General features: G+C 57.1%; 14 protein-coding genes and 1 pseudogene. 6 read left to right on the top strand and 9 right to left on the bottom strand.

The genetic code is table 11. The features are described 5' to 3' along the window. Nucleotides 1–550: 550 nt before the first annotated feature. Nucleotides 551–2,548: a methyl-accepting chemotaxis protein gene (locus DDA898_RS12290; protein ID WP_038911317.1), complete on the top strand. Its 1,998-nt coding sequence runs from the start codon at nucleotides 551–553 to the stop codon at nucleotides 2,546–2,548. A 195-nt stretch (nucleotides 2,549–2,743) separates the two neighbouring features. Here the strand turns inward: DDA898_RS12290 and DDA898_RS12285 are convergent, their stop codons facing one another. From DDA898_RS12285 to yebS, 4 genes are all read right to left on the bottom strand, one after another. Next, a complete protein-coding gene (locus DDA898_RS12285; protein WP_033111898.1) occupies nucleotides 2,744–2,935 on the bottom strand; it encodes a YdfD/YebW family protein in 192 nt (63 codons plus the stop codon). A 364-nt stretch (nucleotides 2,936–3,299) separates the two neighbouring features. After that, nucleotides 3,300–4,748 carry a 16S rRNA (cytosine(1407)-C(5))-methyltransferase RsmF gene (gene rsmF, locus DDA898_RS12280; RefSeq protein ID WP_038911316.1) on the bottom strand — a complete coding sequence of 483 codons (1,449 nt, stop codon included), beginning with the start codon at nucleotides 4,746–4,748 and terminating at the stop codon, nucleotides 3,300–3,302. A gap of 109 nt (nucleotides 4,749–4,857) precedes the next feature. Next, nucleotides 4,858–7,488 (bottom strand): PqiB family protein, encoded by a 2,631-nt coding sequence (locus tag DDA898_RS12275; RefSeq protein WP_038911315.1) that lies wholly within the window; start codon nucleotides 7,486–7,488, stop codon nucleotides 4,858–4,860. A 16-nt stretch (nucleotides 7,489–7,504) separates the two neighbouring features. Beyond that, nucleotides 7,505–8,743 (bottom strand): membrane integrity lipid transport subunit YebS, encoded by a 1,239-nt coding sequence (yebS, locus tag DDA898_RS12270; RefSeq protein WP_038911314.1) that lies wholly within the window; start codon nucleotides 8,741–8,743, stop codon nucleotides 7,505–7,507. Nucleotides 8,744–9,053: 310 nt separating this feature from the next. On the opposite strand from yebS, the gene DDA898_RS12265 reads away from it, so the two are divergent. From DDA898_RS12265 to prc, 3 genes are all read left to right on the top strand, one after another. Beyond that, complete coding sequence (locus DDA898_RS12265; RefSeq protein WP_038901376.1) at nucleotides 9,054–9,560, top strand: free L-methionine (R)-S-oxide reductase MsrC; 507 nt, start codon at nucleotides 9,054–9,056, stop codon at nucleotides 9,558–9,560. Nucleotides 9,561–9,644: 84 nt separating this feature from the next. Next, nucleotides 9,645–10,376 carry an RNA chaperone ProQ gene (proQ, locus tag DDA898_RS12260; RefSeq protein WP_013318193.1) on the top strand — a complete coding sequence of 244 codons (732 nt, stop codon included), beginning with the start codon at nucleotides 9,645–9,647 and terminating at the stop codon, nucleotides 10,374–10,376. 19 nt (nucleotides 10,377–10,395) lie between these two features. Continuing rightward, the gene (prc, locus tag DDA898_RS12255; RefSeq protein ID WP_013318192.1) at nucleotides 10,396–12,417 is read left to right on the top strand and encodes a carboxy terminal-processing peptidase; all 2,022 of its coding nucleotides are present in this window, start codon (nucleotides 10,396–10,398) and stop codon (nucleotides 12,415–12,417) included. Between the two features lie 149 nt (nucleotides 12,418–12,566). On the opposite strand, the gene DDA898_RS12250 is transcribed toward prc, so the two are convergent. From DDA898_RS12250 to narX, 4 genes are all read right to left on the bottom strand, one after another. Beyond that, nucleotides 12,567–13,622: a DUF481 domain-containing protein gene (locus tag DDA898_RS12250; protein WP_038901374.1), complete on the bottom strand. Its 1,056-nt coding sequence runs from the start codon at nucleotides 13,620–13,622 to the stop codon at nucleotides 12,567–12,569. 221 nt (nucleotides 13,623–13,843) lie between these two features. Then, on the bottom strand, nucleotides 13,844–15,112 hold the full coding sequence (locus DDA898_RS12245; RefSeq protein WP_038911313.1) for an acyltransferase family protein: 1,269 nt from the start codon (nucleotides 15,110–15,112) through the stop codon (nucleotides 13,844–13,846). Between the two features lie 259 nt (nucleotides 15,113–15,371). Continuing rightward, nucleotides 15,372–16,019, bottom strand: a complete 648-nt coding sequence (gene narL, locus DDA898_RS12240; RefSeq protein WP_013318189.1) for a two-component system response regulator NarL — start codon at nucleotides 16,017–16,019, stop codon at nucleotides 15,372–15,374. Further along, complete coding sequence (narX, locus tag DDA898_RS12235) at nucleotides 16,012–17,823, bottom strand: nitrate/nitrite two-component system sensor histidine kinase NarX (RefSeq protein ID WP_038911312.1); 1,812 nt, start codon at nucleotides 17,821–17,823, stop codon at nucleotides 16,012–16,014. Before narX ends, narL begins: the two co-directional genes overlap by 8 nt. A 420-nt stretch (nucleotides 17,824–18,243) precedes the next feature. Between narX and DDA898_RS12230 the strand changes: the two genes are divergently transcribed. After that, the gene (locus tag DDA898_RS12230) at nucleotides 18,244–19,635 is read left to right on the top strand and encodes a NarK family nitrate/nitrite MFS transporter (RefSeq protein WP_013318187.1); all 1,392 of its coding nucleotides are present in this window, start codon (nucleotides 18,244–18,246) and stop codon (nucleotides 19,633–19,635) included. Between the two features lie 113 nt (nucleotides 19,636–19,748). Here the strand turns inward: DDA898_RS12230 and blaCAR are convergent. After that, a pseudogene (gene blaCAR, locus DDA898_RS12225) lies at nucleotides 19,749–20,747 on the bottom strand (CAR family subclass B3 metallo-beta-lactamase); the annotation flags it as partial. Between the two features lie 104 nt (nucleotides 20,748–20,851). On the opposite strand from blaCAR, the gene DDA898_RS12220 reads away from it, so the two are divergent. Beyond that, nucleotides 20,852–21,742 (top strand): LysR family transcriptional regulator, encoded by an 891-nt coding sequence (locus DDA898_RS12220; protein WP_038911311.1) that lies wholly within the window; start codon nucleotides 20,852–20,854, stop codon nucleotides 21,740–21,742. Nucleotides 21,743–21,804: the final 62 nt, after the last annotated feature.

Raw genomic sequence — 21,804 nt, 5'->3', positions numbered from 1 at the left:
CGCAGGTAAAGCGTAGCCGTGGCGATTAAGGTTGCTCGCAACGGCGTATTATCCCCGATGTTTATTCTGTCTTCCCGCCATTGATAACGACCTATTTATTTTCATCGAAATATCCAGTCATGCTAGATCAGCGGGGGTTCTTATACCCTTGCATTATATATCTTTCTATTATTGGAAGGATGATATATAGATTATGAGGGATTAAAACGGTTAACTAAAATCCTGATAATCAGCGTAAATCGTTTTTCTCTCACCATTCTTAATGGTGTTTCAATTTATTCATAATCACATGATTTATTTGTTATTTTAATCGTGCGAGACGGTGTCAAGCATCCAGCTATTCATTATTTCTACTTTTTGCTGAATTGAGTGTTATACGCATCAATAGATTTTTTAACGCATCAATAGGTTTTTGGCGGCAGGATGACAGTAAAAAAGGATGTTGATTACCTTTGCAATTATTAAATAGCGATATGTAATATTTATCATGATATGTCATTGATATACATGGAATGACGTTCACATTATGAGAGCCATAAATGGTGATTCTATGAATATTCTGGGTGGAAAATACGAAAATCTTAAACTGGGAACCAAACTGTCATTAGGCTTTGGTTCGGTTTTGTTATTGTCGTTGGTGGTATTGATGGCCGGGGTTATTGGATTTCGCAGTGTGGCGGATAATAACGATAAGGCACAGGCGAGCAATCAACTCAACGCCACATTGGCGCAGGCTCGAATCCTGCGCACGCAATTTCAGTTCACGCATGACTACAGCTTTATCGATAAAAATGGCGAGCTGATTAATAAGATGGATGACATTCTCAGGCAGGCCAAGACGCTGAGCTGGGATAAGGATACGATCGACGATGTGAACCGCATTGAGCAGGACCTGAAAACGTATCGGGCCATGCGGGACGCATTCATCGCCGCCAGTAAAAAGCGGGATGCCGCTGGTTTGACTATTGGTCAGGATGAAAGCGGCAGCGTGCTGGAAGCATTCCATAATAAGTGGCAGCAGGTCGCGGGCGTATCGTCAGATATTCAGGTGCTGTTGTACCAATTGGGCGAGTACATGTCTGATATTCGCGACGTAGCGCATGATCTGCTGCTGGGGCCCTCGGATAATACGCTGGGAATGACCCTTAAAAACATTGATGCCGCCGAAGCGGCCATTAAGGAAAAGGCCGGGCGGTTATCCGCGGAACAGCAGGCATGGCTGAATACCGCCTGGGATTATTTCGCAGGCTACCGCCGTTCTGCGCCGGCCTATCTGGCCGCTTTTAAGGATGAAACCCGCGCCAGCCAGGCAATGAGTGAGGCGGCGGAAAAACTGAATACGGATGTCGGCAGTCTATTCAATCAACAACTGGCTAATTCCAATCAAACTACCCAGTCATCGGAATTCAACATGGTGGCGACCGGTCTGTCCGTGATCCTGCTGGGTATCATCATGGCGTGGCGTATCTCGGTGCAATTGATTGTCCCGCTGAAACTGAGCCTGTCGGTGGCGGAACGGATCGCCAGCGGCGACCTTTCATCTGTGGTCAGTACGACGCGTCGCGACGAGCTGGGGCAGTTGCTCACCGCAATGGGCAACATGAATGACAAGCTGCGCACCATGATCCGGGATATCCGCGAAGGGGTGGGGCATGTCGAATCCGCCTCGGCGGAAATCGCGGCGGGTAATACCGATCTTTCGTCCCGTACCGAACAGCAATCGGCGGCGGTGGTGGAAACGGCCGCCAGCATGGAGCAGTTGACCTCGACGGTGAAACAGAACTCCGAAAACGCCCACCATGCGTCGCAGCTGGCGTCGGAAGCGTCGCAGAACGCGGTCAAGGGCGGTGAAATCGTCAATAACGTGGTGAAGACCATGGACGACATTTCCAGCAGCTCCAAACGCATTTCTGATATTACGACGGTGATCAACAGTATCGCCTTTCAGACTAATATTCTGGCGCTGAATGCGGCGGTTGAGGCCGCGAGAGCCGGCGAGCAAGGGCGCGGATTCGCGGTGGTCGCCAGTGAGGTGCGCAATCTGGCCCAGCGTAGCGCTCAGGCCGCACGGGAAATCGAGGGGTTAATCCATGAATCGGTATCGCGGGTCGATACCGGTTCAGCGCTGGTGGGAGAGGCGGGAAAAACCATGCAGGATATTGTCAAATCGGTAGCCCATGTGTTTGACATTATGGGGGAAATCGCCTCGGCTTCGGATGAGCAAAGCCGGGGAATATCCCAGATCGCTCAGGCGGTGTCGGAGCTGGACACCACGACCCAGCAGAACGCGGCGCTGGTGGAAGAGTCGTCATCGGCGGCCAATTCGCTTGAAGAGCAGTCGCGGATACTGGCGCAGGCGGTATCGGTGTTTCATTTGGGCGACGATTCGCACCCTCACCATGTTAGTTCACCGGCAAGCCATCAGACATTACTGTTGAATAAGCCGGGCCAAACCGGCCGGAAACCGACGCAGAAGAAAGATACTCACCGCAAGGCGACAGAGTCGGCGAAACATCATCCCGCCGAAGATGAGTGGGTGAAATTCTGATAATCATGAAATTCTAATAATAACAGGCAATAACCATCACACCTGTTTGGGCAACGCCGTCACAGCTGCGACGTTGCTTTTTTTGCGATGCAATAGGCAGGAATCCGTGAAAGATGCGCACGGTTCAATCCGTGTCAGTGCAATCCGTGTCAGTGCAAATCCGTGCCAGTGCGATCAATGTCAGTGCGATCAGCGTCAGCGGTCACGATACTCGCGCGCCGGTTTCCAGTACCCACTGCGAAAATCGTCAATCGGAAAACAGCCGCCGTTACGGATTTGCTGTTCCTCCATGGCACCCAGACATTGTGGTTCATTGATATAGGTTCCCGCGACCAGACTCTCGCAGTTACCTCCCAGGTAACAGACAAAGATCACCAGTGCGAACATAGATTCCTCAACAGGTTGAATGCTGATGCTACGCCTTGATTGTGAGTGTATACCCGTCATACTTCAAGTTGCAGGTGCGTTGGCTTTCTTACTCGGCCCATAAATGGGCCTCGCCCTACGGGCCGCTGCAAGCAGCGTTCAAATCGGCTAAGCCGATTTGTCGCTCACCCCAGTCACTTACTTGAGTAAGCTCCTGGGGATTCGCTGCGTCGCCGCGTTACAAGGCTCGTTACTCGCCTTGCCCTAAAGGGCCAACGCGTTGCGTTGTTCAACACGCTAGCGTGTTGTCCTGCAACTCGAATTATTTTGGGTATAGATGAAAAAAACGCACCGGGAACGCCCAGTGCGGCGACCCGGTTAAAGATTAGTCGATAGGGGAAATAAGGTTGGCGCCGTCGCGAACCAGATCGCGAGGCAGGGTGTTTTTCAGCCGCTGTCCGACACGCTTGGTCAATCCCAGCGTGGTTTGTTGCCAGGTCAGCAGAACCTCGTCGTGATTGACGGGCGAGGGCGGATAAATGTCTTTGCCGCGAAACCAGTCAACGACCTGCTCCGCACTGAGCGCGTAGGTGTTTGGGGTGTCCGGGTTGCCCAGCGCCACAATGGCTTCATGCTGCCAGCGATACCCTTTGGCAAAGCGCTCCGCCAGTTTGACGCCCATGCGGGAGAAGCGCATTTTGCCCAGCATCGGCTGCAAAGCCGCCGGAAACAGCCAGATTTCATCGTCCCGCTGCCATAACTGTAACTGCTGTTCCGACCATTGCAGGCCCAGCCGCTGCGCGCTTTGGCGAATCAGCTGCGCATCCTTGTGGCTGAGGGGGGTAAACGGTAGCTTGCCGAGTTTGTAATCCGGCGCCGCCAGCGGCGGTACGCCGGCGGTTTTACGCAGGCGCGCCACAAAAAAACCTTCGCTGTCGTAAATCTGCGGGAAAACGTGCAAAAAGCCGTCTTCGGTGAGGGCGTGGTGCGCTTGTGGGAACAGATCTTTCAGCGATTCGACCTCGCAGGCGTCGGGGAACTGCTGCATCAGCCAGCGGCAAACGTGCTGGTTCTCCTGATGATTCAGGGTGCAGGTGGAATAAATCAGCACGCCGCCCGGCTTCAGGGCATGAAAAGCGCTCAGGATCAGCTCGCGCTGGGTCGCCGCGATATCGGCGATGCTCTCCAGCGACCAGTGACTCATGGCAGCGGGATCTTTTCTCACCACGCCTTCCCCGGAGCAGGGCGCGTCCAGCAGGATGGCGTCAAACGTTTCCGGCAAGGCGTTGCCGAAAACCCGGCCGTCAAAATGCGTCAGGGCGGTATTGCTGACGCCGCAGCGGTGCAGGTTGGCGTGCAATACCTTAACCCGGCTGGCGGAATATTCATTGGCGACAATTAATCCCTGATTGTTGAGCCGGGCGGCGATCTGGGTAGTTTTGGAGCCGGGGGCGGCCGCCATGTCCAGCACTCGCTCCGGGGCGTCATCCCCCATGAACAGCGCGCTGACCGGCAGCATTGAGCTGGCTTCCTGAATGTAGAACAGGCCGGCCAGATGCTCCAGCGCGTTGCCCAGCCGTATGGCTTCTTCATCCGCGTTCAGCAGCCAGAACCCTTCATCGCACCAGGGCACCGCTTCCAGTTCCCAGCCGTAGGGCGCGACCAGCGCGAGAAATTCGGCCACGCTGATTTTCAGGGTGTTAATACGGATGCTACGCCGCAGCGGCCGCTGGCAGGCGTCGATGAATGCGTCCATGCTCAGGTGCGCGGGCATGATAGCTTGCATGGCGGTCAGAAAATCGGGAGTGAGGGACGCGGGAATAGGTTTGGCCACAGAAACGGTTCCGTTACAGCTACAATCAGGACGCGAATCTTACCATATCTCGACCGCCTGAAGGGATGACGACTCACCGGTATCGGCCGGTGAGTCGTAGAAATGACGCCTATCGTTCCGGCAGCGCGGTTCCCCAGTCGCGCCAGCCGCCAGGCTCTTCGCCGTGCAGCAGGAAATGCTTGCCCGCCTGCGCCGCGGGGGCCAGTGGGGTAGCCGGTGGCGTGGCGAAGGCGATGCCGCCGCGGATAAACTGCTGGAAGGTGCCGCTCTTGATCACGCCGCCGGTGAGGCCAAACTGCAGGTTATAGCCGGAGGCCAGCCAGAACACCGAATTGTCGCGTACCAGATGGGCGTGGCGTTTGCTGATGCGCACCGCCACCGATACCCGGTCGGACAAGGCCCCAAGCGACAGACCGGTCACCGTGCCGACCTCAATCCCGCGGAACAGCACCGGGGTGCCGACCTGTAATGACCCAGCTTCGGCGGTATCAACGCTGATGTTCAGCCCATCCTGATAGCGGGAGTCGGAAATGGTGGCTTTTTGCAGTTCAAAGCTGCGGGTAAACACGCCGCTGCCCGGCTCGACGTTGATGTAGGGTTGGATCAGGGTTTCCAGATGGTTGACCCCGGCGGCGGAAATCTCGGGCGTCACCACCGAGAAGCGGGTGCCGGCGCGGGCGAAGTTGCGGACATATTCCGGGTACAACACCGCCTGAACCAGGACTTCATCCCGCTGCTCCGCCAGTTTCAGCGACTCCAGTTGACCGATATCGATGCCGAGATAACGAATCGGCATCCCGGCGGAGAGTTTGCTGGCATCGTAGGTGCGCAACGTGATCCGGCTGCCAATCGCCCGGGCGGCGGTTTCATTGCTGTACAACGGACGTTTGCCGCCCTGCACGTCGGCGGCGCCGTCCACGTTATCGAAGCTGATGGCGCCTTTCAGCGCCCGGCTGAGCGGGGAGGCCTGCACGGTTAGCCCGGCGCCGCTAAGCTGCACCCGCGCGCCGCCTTCCGCCCAGAAAACACTGTTATCAGTCAGCAGATTGCGGTATTCCGGCCGGACATACACATCGATTTCGAAGGCGTCGGCTTTCGGGCGAATGCGGGTGATTTCACCCACCTGAAACTTGCGGTACAGCACCACCGAGCCTTCCTGAATGTCCGGCAGACTGTCGGTCAGCAGCGTCAGGGTGGTGGGCGGGGTAACGCCCTGAATGCCGGCGCCGGCTTTTTCCCGGTCGCTGTAGAGTGGATAACGCGGCTGGGCGTCGCCGGTGCGCCCCGGCAGCACCGTCACGCCGCCGCTCAGCCATTCCTGGGCGCTGGCGCCCAGCACCTGAACACCGTCCAGCCCCAGCTTGACGTTGACCCGGCTGCTGGCGATGAACTGGCTGTCTTTATGCAACAGATGGCGGTACTGACGATCGATAACGGCGATAAAACTGACGCCGCTATCGGTTAACGCGCGCTGAACAATCCGGCCGATTTGCACGCCGTGCAGGATAACCGGCTGGCCGCTGTCGATGCCGTAACTCTGGCTGGCGGTCAGCTCAACGGTGAGCGCGCCGGGCTGCTGCAACTGCTGTTGGGTGGCGTCAGGCACGGTGAAACGCTGCTTCGGTTCTCCATCGCCGGGGATCAGCGTCAGGGTGGTGCCGCTCAACAGGCTGGGCAGATTAAGGTCGCTCAGCGACAGACGCGGCGCGGCCAGTTCAATGCGGGTGTTTTCCCGCATCAGCGGCACCACCGACGGGTCGACGATTAACTCTCCGGTAACGCGCTGGTCTGCCTCCAGCGCGATGCGCTGCAGCGTGCCGACTTCCAGTCCCTGATACAGCAGCGGCGTATGCCCGGCCCGCAGTTTATCGCCGGAAGGCAAATCCAGCGTGATCTGAACCCCGCGCTGGCTGTGCGCCAGGTCTGGGTACAGGGTGTAATTCTGGTCGGCCGCCGCCGCTTCGGCCTGCGCGGGGGAGTCGAACGCGATGGCGCCGTTGACCAGCGCGGACAGGTTCTGCATTTCGACGGTCGCGCCGCTGAGGCTGACGTCGGCTTTTAGCCCGGACACGTTCCAGAAGCGGCTGTCTTTTTTCACCAGCCCGGTAAAACGGCGGTCGATCAACACATCGATCGTCACGCCGCCGTGATCGGGGTTAACGCTGTAATCGTAGACTTTCCCTACCGGCATTTTACGAAAATAGACCAGCGAACCGGCGTTCAGCGAACCCAGATCGTCGGCGCGCAGATGTATCAGCAATTCGCCGCTGTTAACGCGGTATTTGGGCTGCGTATCCTGTGCGGTGAAGTGACTGGCGGGATCGCCGCCGCCGGGTAGCATGCCGATGTAGTTGCCGCCGACCAGCGCATCCAGACCGGACACGCCGGCCAGCGACGCTTTAGGCGTAACCAGCCAGAACTGGGTGCCGCTGCGCAGCGCCTCTTTCATGTCGTTGCGAATACTGGCGATAACCTGAATGGTGCGCAAATCATCGCTGAGTTTAATGTTGCGCACGGTGCCGATCTCGACGCCCTGATAGCGCACCGGCGTGCGGCCGGGGACGATGCCGTCCGCCGACACGAAATCGATGGTCACCGTCGCGCCGCGTTCCTGCTGGTTGGTGTAGAGCAGCCAGCCGGCGAGCAGCATGGCGATAAACGGAAGCAGCCAGAATGGCGACAGGCGGCGCCGGGTTTTGACGTTGGCCTCAGTTGGTGTCATCGGCGTTTGGTTGTGCATTGTTATCCTACGACTATTAAGTGTTATCCCACATCAGTCGGCTATCCAGCCACTCGACAGACAGTATTGTCAGAATAACGGCGGCGCCAAAATAGAACGCCGCCGGTCCCATGGTAAAAGCCAGCAATTGGTCACGGTTAACCAGCGACATGGTCAGGGCGATCACGAACAGATCGAGCATCGACCAGCGCCCGATCCAGGTCATGAGGCGCAGTAGCCGCATGCGCGCCATCAGACTGTGTTTGACCCGAAAATGAATACTGAGCAGCAAGGTCGAGGTGATTAACACCTTGCTGAACGGCACCAGAATACTGGCGACAAAAACCACCAGCGCCACGGGGACATTTCCGGCGGCCAGCGACATAATGCCTGAAAAAATCGTGTCTTCCCGGCGAACGCCATTGACGTAAATTACCGATATCGGCAGCAAATTGGCGGGAAACAGCAGGATTACGGCGGCAATCAGCGCGGCACAGGATTTCTGCAGGCTATAAGGGCGGCGCAGCGTCAGCGGTACGTGACAACGGCGACAGCGGCCCCGATCGTCCGGCGCGCCGGTGAAACGGCAGGACAGGCAGACCAGCGCCTGCGGCGAGGCCGGGCAGGCGCGCTGCGGATAGAAGCGTTGCCACAGCTGTTCGGGATTAAGGTGAATCAGGGTCAGCAGACTGAGCGCCATCAGCGCCAGAAACGCCAGCAGCCCATTGCCGGGGAGTACCTCGGAAAACTCGCGTACCTTAATCGAGGCGACCGCCAGACCGACCAGATACACATCCAACATGACCCACTCTTTCAGTCGCTCAAACAGCAACAGTACCGGGCGCAGGTTCATGCCGACCCGCGGCGCGAAAAACAGATATAGCAGGGCGAGTACCAGCGTCACGGGCGCGCCGATGATACAAAACGCCACCATGCTGGCGGTGACCGGGTGCCCCTGACGGGTCATTTGCCAGATGCCTTCCAGCAGGCTGGCGTTGATGGACACCCCCAGCAGCCGAATATTGAGCAGCGGTTCGGTATAAGCGAAGGGCATCAGCACCAGCATGGCGAGCGCCATCGCCACCAGCCGGGTAATCGGCCAGTCGCGGCCGCTGGCGATATGCGCCGCGCAGCGCGGACAGTGGCCGTGCTGATGGCGTTTGAGCCGGGGCAGCGTGAACAGCAGGTCGCATTGCGGGCAACGTTGAAGACGCCGCGGCGCGGCGGGCGGCGAGTCAGCCGACCCGGCGGACGGTGCGGCGTTATAAATTTTCATATTTCCTGCGGGCAGGTTAACAGGACAGGTATTATCATAGTGTAACTGAATGATGAACGACACAAAATCACTGCTAACCTTGTCCGTTGACATTGATGGTCAGTCGACATTGATGGCGTCACCAGACGGTAGTCCGTACGGCAGCGACAGGAGCCAGGCGAAAAGCGATAAGCCCCTGTGATGGTGCCGTGCGGTGAAGGTTGGGCTAACAAGAGAAATCCTGTAGCATCCTGATCCGAAACTTTATTAATGTGCTGCGGGCGTCAGCCGTCAGGCGGTCCGTAAAGACAATTTATGCCTATTGCAAGCTATGAAAAAAGAACAATTCTACGATGAGTTGGTGCGTGATCTGACCGCGCTTATTGCCGGTGAAGATCGCTTCATCACGATATTATCAAACAGTAGCGCGTTACTGTTTGAGCGACTGGATGGTGTGAATTGGGCCGGCTTTTATCTGCTGGATGGCGATACGTTGTTTCTGGGGCCGTTTCAGGGGCGCCCGGCCTGCGTGCGTATTCCGGCGGGAAAAGGGGTCTGTGGTCGGGCTGTTCTGGAAAACCGCGTGCAGCGGGTCGGCGATGTGCATGAATTTCCCGGTCATATCGCCTGCGACGCCGCCAGCAATGCCGAGATTGTGTTACCGCTGACGGTCGATGGGCAACTGATTGGCGTACTGGATATCGACAGCACCGTTCATCACCGTTTTGATGCTGTGGACGAAGACGGGCTGAATGCTGTGACGGCTGCGCTATGCCGCCAGTTGTCACAGAGCGACGTGTTGGCTTTCATCAATTCTCTTACGTTGCGACAAGGATAACGTAGCAATTGCCGATGGCGTCATTATAATGACGCCTGTTCATGCCTGCGCTGGTTGGCAAACCCGTTGTAATCAGGAAATTTCATGGAAAATCAACCTAAGTTGAACAGTAGTAAAGAAGTGATCGCCTATCTGGCAGAGCGTTTTCCGCTTTGTTTCACCCTTGAAGGCGAAGCGCGTCCGTTAAAGATTGGTATTTTTCAGGATCTGGTCGAACGCGTGTCCGAATCTGAACACGTCAGCAAGACGCAGTTGCGTTCCGCACTCCGTCTGTACACGTCAAGCTGGCGCTATCTGTATGGCGTCAAAGTGGGCGCTCAGCGCGTCGATCTCGATGGCAATGCGTGCGGCGAACTTGAACAGCAGCATGTAGAACATGCGCGTAAGCAGCTGGAAGAAGCCAAAGCCCGCGTTCAGGCCCAGCGGGCGGAACAGCAGGCGAAGAAACGCGAAGCCGGCGAAGCCGAACCGTCCCGTCCGCGTCCGGCTGCCGGCAGAAATGCCCCGCGCCGTGAGCGTGATGGCGCCGGTACTGCGCCGCGCAAGCCGCGTCCTGCTTCTTCCCGTTCCGCACAGACCGCTTCTCCGTCATCCGAAAAATCCCAACCCCGTCAGCCCAAAGCGGCCCGTGCGGCGCAGCCGGAGCGGCAGGCGGTGACGGATATTTCCAGCCTGCAAATCGGCCAGGAAATCAAAGTCAGGGCTGGCAAAAACGCCATGGATGCCACTGTGCTTGAGATCGCCAAAGATGGAGTCAGGGTACAACTGGCTTCCGGTCTGGCGATGATCGTACGCGCAGAACATTTGCAGTTCTGATACGGAGGCCAACCTGGGCATGAACAAATTTGTCAAAGCAGCGGCTTTAATCTGGCTTTTGCTGTCTGGATGCAGTTTTGCCAGTGAGAATATCACCCGCGCGGATCAAATCCCCCAATTGCAGCCGGAAGCGCAGCATTCCACCGTTAGCGAACGCGTCGCGTCGCGTTTTCTGCGTTCCCACTATCGCCAGTTCATGCTGGATGCACAGTTTTCCGGCAAGATTTTTGATCGTTACCTCAACATGCTGGATTACAGCCATAACGTGCTGCTGGCTTCCGACGTGGCGCAGTTTTCCGGTCAGAAAGGCGAGTTGGGCGACGATCTGAAAAGCGGCAAGCTCAGCCTGCCGTACGCAATGTACAATCTGGCCCAGAAACGCCGTTTCGAACGTTACCAGTACGCGCTGACGCTGCTGGAAAAACCGGTCAATCTGAACGGCAACGATGTTATCGATCTCGATCGCGCCAAGGCGCCGTGGCCGCAAAACGTGGATGAGCTCAATGCATTGTGGGATGCCAAAGTCAAATATGACTGGCTGAGCCTGAAACTGACCGGCAAGACCGATGCGGAAATCAAGGAAACGCTGACCAAACGTTATCAGTTTGCGATTCGCCGTCTGGTGCAAACCAACAGCGAAGACGTGTTTCAGTTGATCATGAACGCCTTCGCGCGGGAAATCGATCCACACACCAGTTATCTGTCGCCGCGCAATACCGAGCAGTTCAATACCGAAATGAGCCTGTCGCTGGAAGGCATCGGCGCCGTGTTGCAGATGGATGAAGATTACACCGTGATCAACTCCATGGTGCCGGGCGGTCCGGCGGCGAAAAGCAAACGCATCAGCGTTGGCGATCGCATCGTGGGCGTCGGTCAGACCGGCAAGCCGATGGTGGATGTGATCGGCTGGCGTCTGGACGATGTAGTCGCGTTGATCAAGGGGCCGAAAGGCAGCAAGGTGCGTCTGGAAGTGCTGCCGGCAGGCAAGGGCACCAAAACGCAAACCATTACCCTGACTCGTGAACGTATCCGGCTGGAAGATCGCGCGGTGAAAATGTCGATCAAGGACGCGGGCAAAGACAAAGTCGGCGTGCTGGATATCCCCGGTTTCTACGTCGGACTGACGGATGATGTGAAAGTGCAGTTGCAGAAGCTGGAGAAAGAGCATGTCAGCAGCATCATCATTGACCTGCGCGGCAACGGCGGCGGTGCGCTGACGGAAGCGGTCAGCCTGTCGGGGTTGTTCATTCCCACCGGGCCGGTAGTGCAGGTGCGCGACAACAACGGCAAAGTGCGCGAAGACAGCGATACCGACGACACTATCTATTACAAAGGTCCGTTGGTGGTGCTGGTTGACCGCTTTAGCGCCTCGGCGTCGGAGATTTTCGCCGCGGCGATGCAGGATTACGGCCGTGCGCTGATTGTCGGCGAGCCGACCTTCGGCAAGGGCACGGTGCAACAGTACCGTTCTCTCAACCGCATTTACGATCAGATGCTGCGCCCGGAATGGCCGGCGTTGGGTTCGGTGCAATACACCATCCAGAAGTTCTATCGTATCAATGGCGGCAGCACCCAGCGTAAAGGGGTCACACCTGATATCGTGATGCCGACCGGCAACGAGATGGTCGATACCGGCGAGAAGTTTGAAGACAACGCCTTGCCGTGGGACAGCATCAAGCCGGCCAGTTATACGGTGATGGGCGACATGAAACCGCTGTTGCCGGGGCTGATCGATCAGCATAACGCGCGTATCGCCAGGGATCCGGAGTTCCAGTACATCCAGCAGGATGTGGCTCGCTACCAGGAGCTGAAAGATAAGCGTAACCATGTATCGCTGAATCTGGTCCAGCGCCAGAAAGAAAACAACGAAGACGAGTCTACGCGCCTGCAGCGCATCAACGATCGACTGAAACGTCAGGGTAAACCGCCGTTGAAGTCGCTGGATGATTTGCCGAAGGATTATCAGGATCCGGACGCTTACCTGAATGAAACCGTCCAGATTGCGGAAGACCTGTCTAAACAGGAACCGAAACCGCAGTAAAGGCGAGCAACAGCACTAAAGAAAAAGCCCGGTGAGAAAACCGGGCTTTTTTATGCGCGGAACTTTTTATGTGTAGCGCTTTTATAGATGAAACGTACGGTGATAGTGGGGAACGGTTCCTGCGGCAATCGCAGGAACCGGGCCGGGAATTACCAGCCGACGCCCAGACCCAGCGAGTACAGGGTATCGTTGACGTTGCCCTGAACGCTTTCGGTGCGGTTGCGGGACACCTTCATGCTGACGGATGACCAGTCGGTAACCTTGAAGCGCAAACCGGCGCCAGCTTTGAAGTAAAGCGGAGTGGTGCTGTCAAACGAACGGCCCACTTCGCCATCGGTGAACAATTCGGTGCGCTTGCTGAACAGGAAACGATCGTAGTTCCACTTCAGGCCGCCGGAGTAGAAATTGTCTTCGCTGTTGTTCTGATAAATAAAGGTCTGGGAGTTCACCAGCGTGGTGACGGAGAAGGAGCCCAGATCGTTATCCCAGAACTGGTAGCCCGGACCGGTACCGACGGAGCGGTTGATCTTGATGTTTTCCACCCAGTCGCGTTTGTATTCATAACGACCCTGCCAGAACCAGTGCTCGTCGATGAATTTATCCAGCGCGTATTCGCCGGCGGCGTTTTTGGTGCTCTCCACATTGTCTTCTTTGGTCATGTGGTAGCTGGCATCCAGATTGTGGCGCCAGGTGCCGTGACGCAGGCGGGTGCTCAGCGTGACATCGCGGTTGTCGGTTTCGGTGGAGCTTTTCTTGTGAGCCAGGCTGACGTCGACATTGCCTTTCCAGGAGAAATCTTCCACCCAGCGGCGCGGTACCACCATCGAGTTGATATCAGACAGCGGCAGGGTTTCCTGACCGGCGCTGACCTGCTGGCCATCTACGCTTGCCGGCTGGGCAACGATGGCGCGTGAACTATCGGAGGCCTTGATGGACGGGTAGAGCACGCCTTTCTCGTAGCGTTGTCCCTGAATCACCATCCCGTGGTCGGTCTGGAAGGTTTTGACTTTGTCCCAGGTGACCGACACGGTGTCGGCATAGTCGGTTTTGATAAACAATTTACCGCTGTCCAGCAGCGTAATCTGGCCGCTGATCTTGTCACCGTTGGTTAACCAGACGGTGTCCGCATGGCTGGTGGAAATGCCTGCGGCGCTGAGGGCGATAAACAGACTCAGCGACGAAAGTGCGTGTTTGGAATGTGTCATGATGTCAGATAAAACAGTGGGTGACTAAAAGTGAAAGACGCCGTTCAGACGATGCATCGATGTACCGGTTTTTTCCGGCGAGGCAAACATTAACAGGAATCGCGCTGCGCCTCTAGGTATAAGTGTCCCATAATTAGAATGGAAATTGTTATAAACCGTGTGATTAATGATTTACGGCTATAACGGTGACGATGATCACATCACCGCGATAGCCGTTATCATCAGGCCGCGCTGCGGGAGGGGTGGAAACGGCGGCCCAGGAAGCGTTCGGTCAATGCCTGTTTCATGCGGATGACCACCTGTTCCTGCAATACCACGCACAGTGCGACGGTGGTCAGCAGGAACACGCCATAGCCGGTCATGGACAGATCGACTCTTCCGGCGGCGTCGATACAGGCCGTCCAGTCGCTGAAGCACTGTAGCGGGTCGCCGCGCAACAGCTGTTCCAGCGTACGGAACAGGTTAAATAGCGGCACATGCAGGGCAAAGATCGACAGCGATGCCGCGCCCAGCCGGGTTGCCCAGGTTTTCAGCGTTTCGCTGTCCGGTTCGCGGAAGTGAGCGCACAGGCACACCAGCGCTACCTGTGCCGGCAACAACAGACCGTTGTGCAGCAGGAAATACCAGTAGCGTTCGCCATGCGTAAACAACCAGGTAGCGATGATAAAACTCAGGCAGATAAAGGCGCCCAGCGCTTTGCGCTGCATACGGGTCAGCGCCGGCAGCGTGCCGTCGCGGTATTGACGGAAAATGGCGTAGCCCAGCACCCCGGCCAGAAATTCCGGCAGGCGCAGCAAGGGGTTGCGTTGTAGCAGGCCGGTGTATGGCGCGCCATATAATTGATGCCAGATCACCCATATCGGCGGCAGTAAATACAGCACGAACATCGCCATCAGCCACAGGCGCGGGTGACGACTGCCCAACAGCCGCGGCGCCAGCAGTGGGAACAGCAAATAGAAGAAGAACAGTGTCGACACCGACCACAACGGCGCGTTGAAGGTCAGAAAGTAGGGGTTCCACGCCTGCAACATCAGTAATTGCAACAAGCCGTTAAAAGCCAGTTCAGCGTTGTCCATGTAGTGGCGTAACGTCTCCGGCGCGACACTGGGGTCGTTGCTGTCGTAAATCACGAAGCGGGCGCTGGCGACCTGACCTTCCGGCGGAATCGCCAGCCAGTGCATCAGGCTGACCACGACGATGGATGACACCAGACCGATGATATGAATCGGGTAGAGGTTAAACAACCGCTTGGCTAAAAAGTGCCGGGCGGGTTCCCGCAACTGGCCGTCACGCAGATAAACGTGCGTCAGCAGAAAGCCGGATAACACAAAAAAAGTACTGGTGGCGAAGAATCCCATGCTGGTCAGTTCGTTCAGAAAGAGGATCTTTTCACGCTGCGGATAGACATGTACGGTGTGGTAGACCATGACATAGCATCCAAGCAGAAACCGGAGCCATTCCAGTCCAATATATCGTTCTCTGACTTTCATTCTCTTTTTCCTCCGGTTAAGCCTGGCGAAAGCGCAATGAAACGCCGAACAAGGTGAGTCTAGGAAAGGAATATGGGGAAATATCTAGGAAAATGGCGATAAAGTACTAAAAACCATGAACGGGCGTTACTTTATCAGCCGTAACGCAAATAAACGTATAGAAGTGTAGGTGGGTGTATTTTACTGTAATTTTTGACCTCAAAAAGTAAGCGCGACATCGGCGTGGCGGTGCTGGCCGGCGGCGTCCGGCCGCCGCCGGTTAAAAAATCTTCTCTTGCACCACCCAGACTGCGGCTTCCACCCGGGAGCGCAATTTCATTTTTTTCAGCAGATGTTTGACGTGTACTTTCACCGTGCTTTCGGTAATCGTCAGCTTACGGGCGATGACCTTGTTGGGCAGACCCTGGGCGATCAGCTTCAGGATATCTTTTTCCCGCGGGGTCAGTTGCTGGATATCCCGCGTATCGCTGCTGCGCGTTTCCCGCAGGCTGGCCGCCAGAACCGGCGTCAGGGCATCGCTGAGCACCATTTTGCCGGCGGCGGCCTGATGCAGCGCCACCAGCAGGTCTTCCGGTTCCATATCCTTGAGCAGATAACCATCGGCACCGCTTTTAAACGCGCTGATCACATCTTCTTCGTGGTTGGAAACGGTAAACACCACGATACGCCCGGACAGTGGGGTTTCGCGCAGCCGGGCCAGCGTTTCCAGCCCGTTCATGCCGGGCATGTTCAAATCCAGCAGAATCAAATCCGGATCCAGCTGTTCCGCCAGCGTAACGCCTTGCTCGCCGTGGCTGGCTTCGCCGACTACGCGCAGGTCGGGCGCCATGCTAAGCAACTGCTTGACGCCGTTGCGCAGCATCGGATGGTCGTCAATCAGCAGCACGGTGGCGGCGTCGTTAGTCATGGTTTTCTCCTGATAGTACGGGTGGCTGGCGGTAGTCTGCCAGAAAGCTGACGCAGACTTCTGTGCCGCCGGACGCAAGACGTTGAATAGTACAGTCGCCGTGCAGGCTGCGGGCGCGGTCGCGCATAATAATCAAACCGTAATGATTGGCGCGGCCGATGTCATCGCTGATACCGATGCCGTTATCGCGCACGCGCAGCTCAATGTGTCGTTGTTGCTGACGCAGGGTGATGTTAACGGCCGTAGCCTGCGCATGTTTGTAAATATTGCTCAACGCCTCACGCACGATCTGCAGCAAATGAATGCCCTGATGGGCGGACACCGCCTGTAACGGTAGCTGGTAGTCCAGCGCGATATCGTAGCCGAGGCGTTGACTGAATTCGTCCGTGGTGGCCCGCAATGCCGCCAGCAGGCCGGATTCCGACAGCTTGAGCCGGAAGGTGGTCAGCAACTCGCGTAGCTGCCGGTAGGCGGTATTGGTTTCATCGCGCATGGCGTTCAGTTGCTGTTGTATCTCCGGCGTTAGCGCGGTGTGCTGCATCTGCAGGCAACTGATCTGAATCTTCAGACAGGACAGCGACTGGGCGATGGAGTCATGCAGTTCGCGGGCGATGGTGGCGCGTTCCTCCATCAGCATCAACTGCTGCTGATGGCTGGATTGCCGCTCCAGCGCCAGCGTGCTGGTCAGTTGCTCCAGTAAGGTATTCAGCAACTGGTGCTGGTCGGGCGTCAGGTGCTGATTTTCGGGCAACCGCGCCAGCACCACGCCGTAATGGCCGAGCTTGTCGTGCAGATTCCAGCTTACCGGTTTGCCTTCTGTCGTCATGCGGGGCGGCGAAAGGTGATCGCAGCGTTGGCAGTGGCTGTCCGGGCAGGCGTCGGGGTCGGGAATAAGCGTCAGGCTGGACGGCGTGACATGCGCCTGATGATTGTCTTCGTAGAGCTGTAAGCGGATATCGGACAGCGGCATCAGCGCGCTCAGCTCATCCAGCACCGGCAGTAGCCGGCTGCATAACGGCGTGCTGGTATGTAGCCGACGGCTGGAGCGGTAGAGAAACGCCAGCGTGTCGTTCTTCTGCTGCAGGTCGGCGGTTTTTTCCGCTACCCGCCGCTCCAGATCGTGGTACATCGCCGACAACTCATCCGACATATTGTTCAGCGCCTGCGCCAGCGTGCTCATTTCGTCCTGACCGCGCAGCGTTACACGCTGATGGAATTCGCCCTGGCCGATGGCCTGCGCCATCGACACCAGCTTACGCCAGGGGGCCAGCAGGCGGTGGCGCAAATAGAAAAAGGTGATCAGCAATAGCGACAGCATGATGCCGATAAAAACGCGTTGCACTAGCGTCACCAGCCGCAGGTGCGCTTCGGTTTTCTGGTCGATGGCCAGCACCAGCGTATCCAGATGATGGACAAAATCGGCCGCCGCGGCGGCGGCGTCGGTCGGGCGTTCAGCCTGGCGCAGGCGCGGTTTAAGCTGTTCCGCCCAGTAATGTCGCAAGGTGATGAACTGTTCGCTTAATCCCTCGCGCATCACCGCCTGACGCAGGTCGTCGTCGTTTTCATCCCGTTCCAGTTCCTGCAAATAGCGCTCACTGTCGGCGTTGAGCGGCACCATCGACAGCAACCGGTAGCTTTGCATACGCAGAGAGCCGGCGGTATTGATGGCGTGCGCGTTGCCCTGAATGCTTTGCGACATCCAACTGGAAACCGCCATGCCCGCAATCCCCAACAGGCCCAGCAGCAACATCAGCAACGCCACCTGATTGACCAGCGAGAGTGGAAGCCGAAAGCGTCTGAACATCGGGAAACCGCCTGTGACGAAAGTGGAAACGCGTTTGTGTGATAAAAACTATACCGCGGGTATGGTGCTACGCTTTGATGGAGATCGACAGAAACCCGAATCCTGCTGCCTGCCGTGGGAAGCAGCCTCACGCATCACAAGGTCATTTTTTCTTATTTTCAGGGGTAACCCCATACCCCTAAAGAAGTACCACTTAATTTCAATAAGGGGGTAGTAGTGAGTACAGTGACAAAGCAAATGACTATAACAGTATGAAACTACGACATTAACTTGTCACTGTCGCTTACCCCCTTGGGAGTGGTAGCGAAAGAGGTGCATTTTTTTACCCAACAACCTGTTGATGTATATCAACTTTGCCCCGGACATACCTTCTAATGTGGCGCGTAGTGATAGAGGTATTTTTACTGACCGAGGCTTTTTATGACGCAGTCAACCATTACGCCAGGCGATTCACGACAGACTGTTATCCGGGATTGGCGCCCGGAAGACGTTCAGTTCTGGCAAAAACAGGGGCGCGGCATCGCCCAACGCAACCTGTGGATTTCAATTCCTTGTCTGTTGCTGGCTTTCTGTGTCTGGATGTTGTTCAGCACCGTGGCCGTCAACCTGAACAAGGTTGGGTTCCATTTCACCACCGATCAGCTGTTTATGCTGACCGCCTTACCGTCGGTATCCGGCGCGCTGCTGCGGGTGCCGTATTCATTTATTATTCCGCTGGCGGGCGGGCGCCGCTGGACCACCTTCAGTACGTTGATTTTGGTCATCCCGTGTGTGTGGCTGGGGTTCGTGGTACAGGACCCGCAAACGCCTTACAGCGTATTCATCGTTATTTCGTTGTTGTGCGGGTTCGCCGGCGCCAATTTCGCCTCCAGCATGGCTAATATCAGCTTCTTTTTTCCCAAAGCACAGCAGGGCAGCGCGCTGGGTTTGAATGGCGGCTTCGGTAATCTCGGCGTCAGCGTGATGCAGTTGCTGGTGCCGGTAGTGATTTTTCTGCCGGTGCTGAGTTTTACCGGCAATGGCGTGGCGCAGCCGGACGGCGGTCAGGTCTGGCTGCAGAATGCCCCCTGGGTGTGGGTGCCGCTGCTGCTTATCGCGTCGGCGGCGGCCTGGTTCGGCATGAACGATCTGTCCACCGCCAAAGCGTCGCTGCGTCAGCAGTTGCCGGTGCTTAAGCGGGCGCATTTGTGGATCCTCAGCGTACTGTATCTGTCGGCGTTCGGCTCTTTTATCGGTTTTTCCGCCGGTTTCGCCATGCTGTCGAAAACCCAGTTCCCGGATGTGATTATCCTGCATTACGCCTTTTGCGGTCCGTTGTTAGGGGCGCTGGCGCGTCCGGTGGGCGGCATGCTGTCGGACCGCTTCGGCGGCGTGCGGGTGACGCTGATCAATTTCGTGTTCATGGCGATCCTGTCCGTGCTGTTGTTCACCGCGTTGCCGGGTGACAATCAGCCCGGTTCCTTCCTGCTGTTCTTTGGTATCTTCATGCTGCTGTTTTTGACGGCCGGGCTGGGGAGCGGGTCGACCTTCCAGATGATCGCGGTGATTTTCCGTGGATTGACGGTAGAGCGGGTGACCGCAGCGGGCGGTGGCGAAGACGAAGCGCAGCGCAGCGCGGTGACCGATACCGCCGCGGCATTGGGATTCATCTCCGCCATCGGCGCTATCGGCGGCTTTTTCATCCCGAAAGCGTTCGGCACATCGCTGGCGATGACCGGCTCGCCGGCCGGCGCTATGAAGATCTTCGTGGTGTTCTACATTGCCTGCGTGGTTATCACCTGGCTGTGTTACGGACGTAAAACCCGTTCCTGATGTTTGTCTCATCGTATCGTGCCGGGGCGGTGAGCCCCGGCACGATAGATTTCAGCGCCATCGGTGCGGATAGCATCGGAACTTATGTCGCTTACTTCTTGTTTTCCTGTTTCTTTTTTCTGCTCGGCGAGCAGGCGTTGTTCGGCCGCGTCGCGGGCACTATCCAGCTGTTTAATCAAGGCGGCCTGGTCGACCAGCGGGTGCGGCTCTCCCGGCTGGCGTGTCTTCAGGCGCTCTTTCGCTTCGGTTAACCCGGTATTGAACGGGTGCGCGGTCAGGTGAACCGCGATCGGGTGTTGCGGATCGGTAATCAGCCGCTTCAGACGGTCGATGCTGGCGATATAGGCTTGTACCTGCCGGGCATTTTCGATGGCATTCAACCCCATTCCTCCGATGGTGATAGCCCGATAGGCGTTGCCGCCGTCTTTGACATCAAAGGCGTAGGACGTGGTTCCCCAGGTATGACCGGGAGTGGCGTAAGCGTAAAAGGTGGTATCGCCGACGGTGAAGGTCTGGCCGTCCTGCGCCACGATGTCGGCGTTATCCAGCATTTTCCAGGGATGGGGCGAATGTTGCGATTGTTCGGCGTCTTCCCGCGCTTCGTCCCAGCCGGCCTGGGTCATGACGAATCGCGCCTGACTCAACGCTTTGATTTTATAAGCGCCGCCCACATGGTCGAAATGACCGTGGGTCATCAACACCAGTTTAATATCCGCCGGGTCGACGCCGACTTGCCGGATATTGGCGATCAACCGGTCAACATACGGTTCATGCAGCGTATCAATCAGCACCGGACCGCCGCTGGTTTTAATCAGCCAGGCGGAAACCCAGCAAACCCCGACGAAGTAGACATTATCGAACGCCTGATAGGGCGGGATAGCCTGCGCCTGTGGGTCATTCAGCCACTGGTTCAGGTCTGGCAGCATGCGGCCGGTGCGGCCGAATTCGGCAAACCGCGCGTTGATGGCGTCGGACGGGCAACCGGCTAATGACTGCGGCGCGGCGCTGCGGGGGGAAGGCGGCGTTTGCGCCAGCGCGGAGGCGCCCGGCGCTGCCAGCAGTCCGGCAGTAAAGCACAACAAGAGGTATTTTTTAAACATAATCAATCTCATAGCAGAATTTCTACAGACAAGGAATTATTATTGCTTCCTGATGTGAGCGAATAAACCCTAAAATAGGCCATAGTTTGTTGCATATATCGGTCAACAGGAGCGCTATGGATCGTCTTATCGCCATGCAGGTGTTTGTGGATGTGGCGGACCTGGGCAGCCTGACGGCGGCGGCGAACAAACTGGATATGTCACGTTCGATGGCCACCCGTTACATTGCCTCGCTGGAGCACTGGCTGGGCGTGCGGCTGCTGCACCGTTCGACCCGCAGTCTGGGGCTGACCAGCGCCGGTAACGACATGCTGGTGCGCTGCCGCCAGATTCTGGCGTTGTCGGAGGACATGGCGGCGCTTTCCGGCCACGGCGACACCGAGCCGCACGGGGTGATTCGTATCGCGAGCAGCGTGTCGTTTGGGCAGTTCTATCTATCGCCGGCACTGAGCCGCTATCGCGCCCGTTACCCGCATACCACCACGGAATTGATATTAACGGATCGCGCCATCAAGCTGGTGGAAGAACGCATTGATCTGTCGGTAGACGTCACTAACACGCCCGATCACAACCTGATCGCCAAACCGCTGGGCCACTGCGCGTCGGTGGTGTGCGCCGCGCCGGACTATCTGGCCCGCCATGCACACCCGGTCACGCCGAATGACCTGATACGGCACGATTGCCTCAATCACACGCGCCTCGGCAGGGAGTGGTTTTTCACGCACCGGGAAAACGGAGCACCGCACCGGGTGATGGTGGCGGGGCGCGTTATCGCTAACGATACGCTGGTGCTGTTGAATGCGGCGCGAGCCGGCGAAGGCGTCGCCTGTTTGCCGGAGTTTGTCGCGCGAGCCGGGCTGGAGGCCGGGGAACTGACGCCGCTGCTGCCCGACTACCAGACCCAGGCGCTGGGTATTTACGCCTGCTATGTGTCGCGGCGGCATATGCCCGCCACGCTCCGCACGTTACTGGATTTTCTGGCGCAGGATCTACCGCTATACGGCTAACAACAATCGCAGGTCGGGCGGCAGGGATAACACCGGTTTCGGTCGCCTGATACGACCTACTA

This window comes from Dickeya dadantii NCPPB 898, assembly GCF_000406145.1.
In the GTDB taxonomy this organism is placed as follows: domain Bacteria; phylum Pseudomonadota; class Gammaproteobacteria; order Enterobacterales; family Enterobacteriaceae; genus Dickeya; species Dickeya dadantii.
Note: the sequence above shows the minus strand (reverse complement) of the source record. Positions and strands in the feature narration are given on the sequence as shown.